Source organism: Sphingomonas turrisvirgatae (assembly GCF_001721295.1).
Taxonomy (GTDB): domain Bacteria; phylum Pseudomonadota; class Alphaproteobacteria; order Sphingomonadales; family Sphingomonadaceae; genus Sphingomonas; species Sphingomonas turrisvirgatae.
Genome location: NZ_MDDS01000032.1, coordinates 20,559 through 27,605 on the forward strand (window position 1 = coordinate 20,559; position 7,047 = coordinate 27,605).

The 7,047-nt window shown below is 68.1% G+C and carries 8 protein-coding genes, 1 other RNA gene and 1 pseudogene; 2 read left to right on the plus strand and 8 right to left on the minus strand.

Annotated features, from left to right (window positions below; translation table 11 throughout):
* The first annotated feature begins 53 nt into the window (after window positions 1-53).
* Window positions 54-779, plus strand: coding sequence for a monofunctional biosynthetic peptidoglycan transglycosylase (gene mtgA, locus BFL28_RS12540; protein WP_069320888.1), 726 nt, complete (start codon window positions 54-56; stop codon window positions 777-779).
* 40 nt (window positions 780-819) lie between these two features.
* On the opposite strand, the gene BFL28_RS12545 is transcribed toward mtgA, so the two are convergent.
* The 8 genes from BFL28_RS12545 to BFL28_RS12580 all read right to left on the minus strand — a co-directional run bounded on the left by BFL28_RS12545 (window position 820) and on the right by BFL28_RS12580 (window position 6,656).
* Window positions 820-1,098, minus strand: a complete 279-nt coding sequence (locus BFL28_RS12545) for a hypothetical protein (RefSeq protein ID WP_069320889.1) — start codon at window positions 1,096-1,098, stop codon at window positions 820-822.
* Window positions 1,099-1,187: 89 nt separating this feature from the next.
* The gene (locus tag BFL28_RS12550; RefSeq protein WP_069320890.1) at window positions 1,188-1,511 is read right to left on the minus strand and encodes a YbaB/EbfC family nucleoid-associated protein; all 324 of its coding nucleotides are present in this window, start codon (window positions 1,509-1,511) and stop codon (window positions 1,188-1,190) included.
* Complete coding sequence (locus BFL28_RS12555; RefSeq protein WP_069320891.1) at window positions 1,508-3,139, minus strand: DNA polymerase III subunit gamma/tau; 1,632 nt, start codon at window positions 3,137-3,139, stop codon at window positions 1,508-1,510. Before BFL28_RS12555 ends, BFL28_RS12550 begins: the two co-directional genes overlap by 4 nt.
* Window positions 3,140-3,181: 42 nt before the next feature.
* Window positions 3,182-3,280: signal recognition particle sRNA small type (gene ffs / locus BFL28_RS12560), an RNA gene on the minus strand.
* Window positions 3,281-3,314: 34 nt separating this feature from the next.
* Complete coding sequence (bla, locus tag BFL28_RS12565) at window positions 3,315-4,163, minus strand: class A beta-lactamase (protein ID WP_206599112.1); 849 nt, start codon at window positions 4,161-4,163, stop codon at window positions 3,315-3,317.
* Window positions 4,163-4,498, minus strand: a complete 336-nt coding sequence (locus tag BFL28_RS12570; RefSeq protein ID WP_069320893.1) for a 2Fe-2S iron-sulfur cluster-binding protein — start codon at window positions 4,496-4,498, stop codon at window positions 4,163-4,165. The genes bla and BFL28_RS12570 overlap by 1 nt, the downstream gene beginning before the upstream one ends.
* Complete coding sequence (locus tag BFL28_RS12575) at window positions 4,495-5,589, minus strand: cysteine desulfurase family protein (RefSeq protein ID WP_069320894.1); 1,095 nt, start codon at window positions 5,587-5,589, stop codon at window positions 4,495-4,497. Before BFL28_RS12575 ends, BFL28_RS12570 begins: the two co-directional genes overlap by 4 nt.
* Window positions 5,586-6,656 (minus strand): cysteine desulfurase family protein, encoded by a 1,071-nt coding sequence (locus BFL28_RS12580; protein WP_119184599.1) that lies wholly within the window; start codon window positions 6,654-6,656, stop codon window positions 5,586-5,588. Before BFL28_RS12580 ends, BFL28_RS12575 begins: the two co-directional genes overlap by 4 nt.
* Window positions 6,657-6,753: 97 nt before the next feature.
* On the opposite strand from BFL28_RS12580, the pseudogene BFL28_RS21505 reads away from it, so the two are divergent.
* Window positions 6,754-6,828, plus strand: a pseudogene (locus tag BFL28_RS21505) (alpha/beta hydrolase); the annotation flags it as partial.
* Window positions 6,829-7,047: the final 219 nt, after the last annotated feature.

Consider the following 7,047-nt stretch of genomic DNA (forward strand, 5'->3'; position numbering starts at 1 on the left):
GCTCGCCGGTTCCGGATCGGCCAGACAGCCGGGCATGAACGGGGAGCGCAACGATGGCCGGTAAGGCGCGCAGGGTTCGCGGAGCGGGCGGAAGATCGATCGGCCGGCGGCTCGTCCGGTGGCTGGGCCTGACGATCCTGGGCTTCGTTGCGCTCTCGCTGCTGATGGTCGTCGTCTATCGCTTCGTTCCGCCGCCATTTACCTGGACCATGGCGGGCGACGTGCTGGCCGGGCATGGCGCCACGAAAAGCTGGCGCTCGCTCGATCGGATCGACCCGGACATGGCGCGAGCGGCCATCGCGGCGGAGGATTCAAGCTTCTGCACGCATAACGGGTTCGACTATGATTCCATCGCCGCGGCGATGGTTCGCAATGCCAGGGGCGGCAAGGTGCTGCGCGGCGGTTCGACGATCAGCCAGCAGACGGCCAAGAACGTGTTCCTGTGGCAGGGCGGCGGCTATTTCCGAAAGGCGCTAGAAGCGTATTTCACCGTCCTGATCGAACTCGCCTGGCCCAAGCGGCGGATCATGGAAGTCTATCTGAACGTCGCCGAGACGGGCATCGGCACCTATGGCGTCGAAGCGGGCGCGCAACGCTATTTCAAGCATGGCGCGGGCACGCTGACGCGGGCCGAGGCGGCGCGGATCGCGGCGGTGCTGCCGCTACCCAAGAAGCGGGCGGGTGCCACCCCGAAGGGCTTCACCCGCCGCTATGGCAATTCGATTGCCGCGCGGATCGGCGTGGTCCAGCGCGACCGGCTCGACGCCTGCCTGCGTTGAGCCAGGACCTTCATCCCGGACATTCCCGGGATGACGCTCCTTACTTGGTCGACTGTTCGATCGCGTCGCCAGCCTTTTCGGCGGTGTCGCCGACGCTCTTCGCGGCGCCGGCGATGGCGTCGTCCTTGCGCGTTTCGCTATTGTTGTTGAGGAAATAGAAGGCGCCGACCACGACGAGGATCAGGGCAATGATGCCCAGGATCATGCCACCGCCGCCGCCGCTGCGCTCGACCACGGTCGTGGTGCCGCCGGCGTTGCGCTCGGTCACGCGCTCTGCCGTCACACCGTCGTTGCGCTCGACAATCCGTTCTTCAGCCATCTCGCATCTCCCAACAGGAACTGATGGCGGCTTCAACGCCCCCGCCAAATCGATTGTTCCCGTTGTGAAATGTTCAGGTTCGGCGATCGTCAGAACGGCAGCTTGAACCCCGGCGGAAGCGGAATGCCGGCCGACAGCTTGCCCATTTCGGCCTGCGCCGCCGCATCGGCCTTGGCCCGCGCATCGTTCAGCGCCGCGGCGATCAGGTCCTCGAGCATCTGCTTCTCGCTCGGCGCGAGGAGCGACTCGTCAATGTCGACGCCGATGATCCGGCCCTTGGCACTTGCCTTGACCTTCACCAGACCGCCGCCGGACGCGCCGTCCACCTCGATATTGTCGAGATTGCCCTGGGCCTTGGTCAGTTCGTTCTGGACGTTCTGCGCCATCGCCATGATGTCTTCGATACTCTTCACGCGGTCCTCCTGGTCTCGTTGGTCCAGCCGATCAGCTCGGCATCGGGAAAGGCTTCGAACGCGGCAGCAACGACCGGCGAGTTCAACACCGCCTCGCGCTCGGCGGCTGCCTCGACCGCCTTGACCTCGGCCAGCGTCGCCTCGCCCGGCGCATCGGTGACCTTCAAGGACCAGCGCTTGCCGAGGACGCGGCGGATCGCCTGCTCAAAATCGCGCGGCAAGTCGCCGGGCAGGCCGTGACTGCTCACCTCGACCACCGGCTCGTTAAACGAGATCAGGCGGACGAGGTTGCGTGCGCGCGCGGCGATGTGATGCTCGTGCGCGGCTTCCAGCCGTTCAAGCAGCTGAGCGAAATCGCGCGGGGCCGCAGGTTCGGCGGGTGCCGACGGAGCTGCCGGCGCCGCGCTGCCGATCGGCAGCCCCTCGGCAATCTTGCGCGCCAATTCCCCCGGGTCCGGCATGCTCGAGGCATGGATGACGCGCAGCAGTGCCATTTCGCACGCCTCGATCGGCAACGCGGCCTTCGCCACCTCGTCATGCCCCTTGAGCAAAAGCTGCCACAAGCGATGCAGCGCCGGGAAGCCGAGCTTGCCCGCCCAGTCGGCAAGCGCCGCGGTTTCTTCCGCCGCCTGTCCGGGGATCGCTTCGTTGCCGAGCTTCGCCAGCGTCACGCGGTGAACCGTTTCGAGCAGGGACTTCAGCATCGCCTGCGGATCGACGCCCAGATCATATTGGTCGCGCAGCAGCGACAGCGCGGCAGGCGCGTCGGCGGCGATGATGCGGTCGAACAGGCTGCGCGTCGCGTTGCGATCGGACAGCCCCAGCATCGCGCGCACCGCCTCGCCCGTGACGGCGCCCCCCTCCAGGCTCGCATGGGCAATCGCCTGGTCCAGGATCGAGAGGCCGTCGCGAGCGCTTCCCTCCGCCGCGCGGGCGATCATGGCAAGCGCCTCGGGCTCTGCCTGCGCGCCCTCCTTCGTTACGACATCGCCGAAATGCGCGGCGAGTTTTTCGGCGGGGATGCGGCGGAGGTCAAAACGCTGGCAACGCGACAGCACCGTGACCGGGATCTTGTCGACTTCGGTGGTCGCCAGCAGGAACTTGACGTGGGCGGGCGGCTCCTCAAGCGTCTTGAGCAGGGCGTTGAACGCCGGCTTGGTCATCATGTGCACTTCGTCGATGATGTACATCTTGTACCGCGCCGACACGGCCGCATAGCGGACCGCATCGGTCATCTGTCGCACGTCATCGATACCGTTGTGCGACGCGGCGTCGATCTCGATCACATCGACGTGCCGCCCCTCGGCAATGGCGACGCACGGTTCGCACACGCCGCACGGGTCGATCGTCGGGCCGCCCTGCCCGCCCGGTCCGATGCAGTTCAATGCCTTGGCGATCAGCCGCGCGGTCGAGGTCTTGCCGACGCCGCGCACCCCGGTGAGGAGAAAGGCGTGGGCCAGCCGGTCGCGCCGGATGGCATTGCCGAGCGTCTGGACCATCGCGTCCTGGCCGATCAGCTGGGCGAAGGTCTGCGGCCGGTATTTGCGCGCGAGCACGCGATAGACCCCGGAAGCATTCGGGTCGCGCGGCTGCGGCGGTTCATCAAGGCCAAGAGGTGAATCGGACATCGTGCGCGACCCTAGCGGGTCATCGGTCCTGCGTCATGGGGGGAAGGTGGGAGCCGGGACGACCCGACACGAAAATCGTTACGGCTGCTTCCTTCCGGACCTGACCGGGTTGGCGACGGCATCGTCCGCCCGACTCCCGCGGCGCAGATAGGCGTGGACGCCGCGAATTACAACATCAGGCGAACAGGGTGCCGATCAGCGCGCCCATCTGCGCATGCGCAGCGTTCGCCTTCGCGCCGTCGATGCCGGGCGCGTCGAGATAGCAGGCGATCAGGATCGGCTTGCGGCCGGGCGGAGTCGCGATCGCGATGTCGTTGAAATAACCGTCGCCGCTGGTGCCGGTCTTGTCACCGACGCGCCAGGCTTTAGGCAGGCCGGCGCGCAGACGGTCCTTGCCGGTGGGCGAAGCCTCCATCCAGCCGATCAGCTTCGCGCGGGACGCCGGCGAGAGCACGTCGCCGAGCAGGATGCGGTTCATCAGCCACAGCATCGCCTGCGGCGTGGTGGTGTCGCGCAGGTCGCCATCGCGCACATTGTTGAGTTCAGGCTCGTCGCGGTCGGAGCGGCTGACCGAATCGCCGGCATCGCGGAAGAATTTGGTCAGGCCGCGCGGCCCGCCGATCTGGCCGAAGACGAGGTTGGCGGCACTGTTGTCACTCATCACCACGGCCGCTTCGAGAAGCGTTGCGATCGGCAGCGCGCCCTTTGCCAGATTGGCCTTCACCACCGGCGCGTGATCGAGCAGGTCGGCCTCACCGAAGCGGATGTCCCGCTTCAGATCGACGCGGCCGCGATCGGCGGCCTCAAGCACTGCGGCGGCGAGCGGCAGCTTGAACGTCGAGCACATGGCGAAGCGCGCCTCCGCCCCATCGAAATAGCGGCGCCCAGTCCCGGTATCGAACACGGCCAGGCCGATGCGACCGCCCGTTTCGTCGCGCAGGCGAGCGAGCACGCCCCTTTGCTGCGCGAAGGCGGGAAGCGCGACCGTGGCGGCGCCGGCGAGGACGAGTTGGCGTCGGTTCATCATCGCCCCTGCATATCGCGATGTTCTGAAGGCAGCCTGACTGACAGGCCGTCGAGCGTGTCGTCGAGCACGATCTGGCACGAGAGGCGGCTGGTGCGCGTGGCGCCGACGGCAAGGTCGAGCATGTCCTCCTCCTCTTCGCTGGCGCGCGGCAAGCGGTCGAAATCGGCGGGCTCGACGATCACATGGCATGTCGAGCAGGCCATCTGGCCCTCACACGTCCCTTCGAGCGGCATGCCGCCGGCCTGCCCGACTTCGAGCAGGCGGTCGCCGGGCTTTGCATGAGTCTGGAGCGCGAGCGCGCCATCGGGATGAAGGAAACGAACGGCGATCATGCCGCTACCTTCTGCATGCGCGCCGCTTCGTCAATGCGACGGCAGGCGGCGAGCAGTTCTTCCTCGCTCGTGTACCGGCCAAAGCCGAGGCGAATGCTTGAGCGGGCTTCGGCGTCGCTGAGGCCGATCGCCTTCAGCACATGGCTGGGGCGGCCCGAACCGCTGGCGCAGGCCGAACCGGCGGAGAAGGCGATGTCGCGCAGATCAGACATCAGGCGGGCAACGTCGAGGCCGGGATAGCGCAGGTTGAGATTGCCAGGATAGCGTTCCTCCGCCGATCCGTTGAGGCTCCAGCCAGCCGGGCCGAGCGCGGTCCAGGCGGCCCGATGAAGCTGCGCCACGTGCGCGCGATCGGCACCGAAGCGCTGCTTGGCGAGCGTGGCTGCGGCACCGAAGCCGGCACATAATGCGGGCGAGAGCGTGCCGGAGCGGCCGAGTGGCTCTTGCCCGCCGCCATGGAGCAGCGGTTCGAGAGTGACGCCATTGCGGACCCACAGCGCGCCGATGCCCTTGGGCCCGTGGATCTTGTGCGCGGAAATGGCGACGAGATCGGCGATGTCGGGAATTGCTTCGCGGCCATAACCCTGCACGGCATCGGTCAGGAACAGCGCGCCGGCCTGCTTCGCCAGCGTGGCGAGTTGTTCGATCGGCTGGATGGTCCCTATTTCGTTGTTCACCAGCATGACGGCGACAAGGCCGGTGCCAGGGGTGATCGCGGCGCGCGCAACGGCCAGGTCGGCGAGGCCGTCTTCGCCCACGGGCAGGATCGTGACCTGCCGGCCCCGCCGTGCCTCGGCGGCGACGGTATCGAGGACGGCGGCGTGTTCGGTGGCGAGCGTGACGATGCCCCCGGTGGTGCCCTTGATCGCCCAGTTGAGCGCTTCGGTGGCGCCGGAGGTAAAGGCAAGCTGGCCGTTTTCCGGCATGAGGCCGGCAACCGCCTCGCGGGCGACCTCGACCGCCGCCTTCGCCTTGCGCCCCACGGCATGCGCGGAATGCGGGTTGGCAAAGTCGTCCTTAAACCACGGCAGCATCGCCTCATACGCTTGCGGGGCGAGCGGTGTGGTCGCCTGATAGTCCAGATAGATCATGCCGCGCGCGCCCGCGCTTCGGCAGCGGTGGCACGCCAGAGGTCGGCGAAGCGGTCGATATCGTCCCCGGTCGTGTCGCGGCCGAAGCTGACCCGGACGATTTCGCGCAAGCCAGGCTCGGCCCAGCCCATCGCGGACAGCACATGGCTCGGGCGAAGGCTGCCCGAAGCACAGGCGCTGCCGGCGGACACCGCTATCCCGGCAAGGTCATAGCGGATGAGCTGCGCTGCCGACGAGACACCGGGCATGCGATAGGCGCCAATCAGCGGGCTGCGGCGCTGGTCGGCGGCGACGATCTCCCCGCCCGATGCGAGGATCGCGGCTTCGAGGCGCTGACGCAAAGCAGCTGCCGACGCGAGCGGCTCCGGCGTTTCCAACGCAGCGACGAAGCCCAGCGCACCCGGCAGGTTTTCGGTGCCGGCGCGATAGCCCTTTTCCTGCCCGCCCATCGGCAGCAGCGTCGCAAAATCGCGGACGAGCAGCGCGCCGATGCCGGGCGGGCCGCCGCGCTTGTGCGCGGACACGGCGATCAGGTCGGCGTGACGGACCACATCCATGTCAGCACGCGCAGGCATCTGCGCGGCATCGACCAGCAGCTTGCCGCCGCCCTCACGAACGATTTCCGCGATCCGCGCGATCGGCTGGATCACGCCGGTCTCGCTGTTCGCCCATTGCGTGCAGACGAGCATACCGGGCGCAAGCGCGGCGCGGAGCGCGTCGAGGTCCAGAATGCCACCCTGCGTTACCGGCAGCACCGCTGCGCCCTCGCCATGGCGCAGCACCGCGTCATGCTCGACCGCGGTGATGAGACGGCGCGGCGCCATCGAGCGGCGCAGCGCGATATAGAGCGATTCGCTGGCGCCGCTGGTCAGCACGACCTCATGGCTCCAGCCATAAGCGGCGGCGATGCGGGCGCGCGCATCCTCAAGCGCGGCACGTGCCGCACGTCCCTCGGCATGGGGGGACGACGGGTTGGCCCAGCGTGCCATGCCGTCGAGCACGGCGTTGCGCGCCGCCGGCAGCATCGGCGTGGTCGCGGCATGGTCCAGATAGAGACGGTGGGTCAGGTCAACAGCTTCCGAATTGCTTGTGCGGGCGTCCCGACTATATAGCCCACATCCTTTCGCGCGCCACCGCGCGGGCCAGTTTCAAAGCAGGTGCGAATTGCCCGAAGTCATCATCCCCGGTCCCGAAGGCCGTCTCGAAGGGCGTTTCGCCCCCGCCCCCCGCCCCCGCGCGTCATAGAGTCCGGGGTATGGCGCCGCGGGGGGGGGGGGGCGGTCAGCGCCAACGGCAACGGCCAGTCCCCGCCCCGCCCCCGCGGGCCCGGCCCGGCCGAAAGGCTGACCCACCCCCGCAGGAGGGGCGAGAGCGCCCCCCGCGCCCGCCGCAGCGCGTGGTGAATCGAACTTTACCGACTCGCGCGCGTTGCGGTGTTCTGGTCCCATCCCTTTCGGG

Coding starts and splice junctions, on each gene's coding strand:
- mtgA (WP_069320888.1), top strand. CDS start 54: ATGGCCGGTAAGGCGCGCAGGGTTCGCGGAGCGGGCGGAAGATCGATC.
- BFL28_RS12545 (WP_069320889.1), bottom strand. CDS start 1,098: ATGGCTGAAGAACGGATTGTCGAGCGCAACGACGGTGTGACGGCAGAG.
- BFL28_RS12555 (WP_069320891.1), bottom strand. CDS start 3,139: ATGTCCGATTCACCTCTTGGCCTTGATGAACCGCCGCAGCCGCGCGAC.
- bla (WP_206599112.1), bottom strand. CDS start 4,163: ATGAACCGACGCCAACTCGTCCTCGCCGGCGCCGCCACGGTCGCGCTT.
- BFL28_RS12570 (WP_069320893.1), bottom strand. CDS start 4,498: ATGATCGCCGTTCGTTTCCTTCATCCCGATGGCGCGCTCGCGCTCCAG.
- BFL28_RS12575 (WP_069320894.1), bottom strand. CDS start 5,589: ATGATCTATCTGGACTATCAGGCGACCACACCGCTCGCCCCGCAAGCG.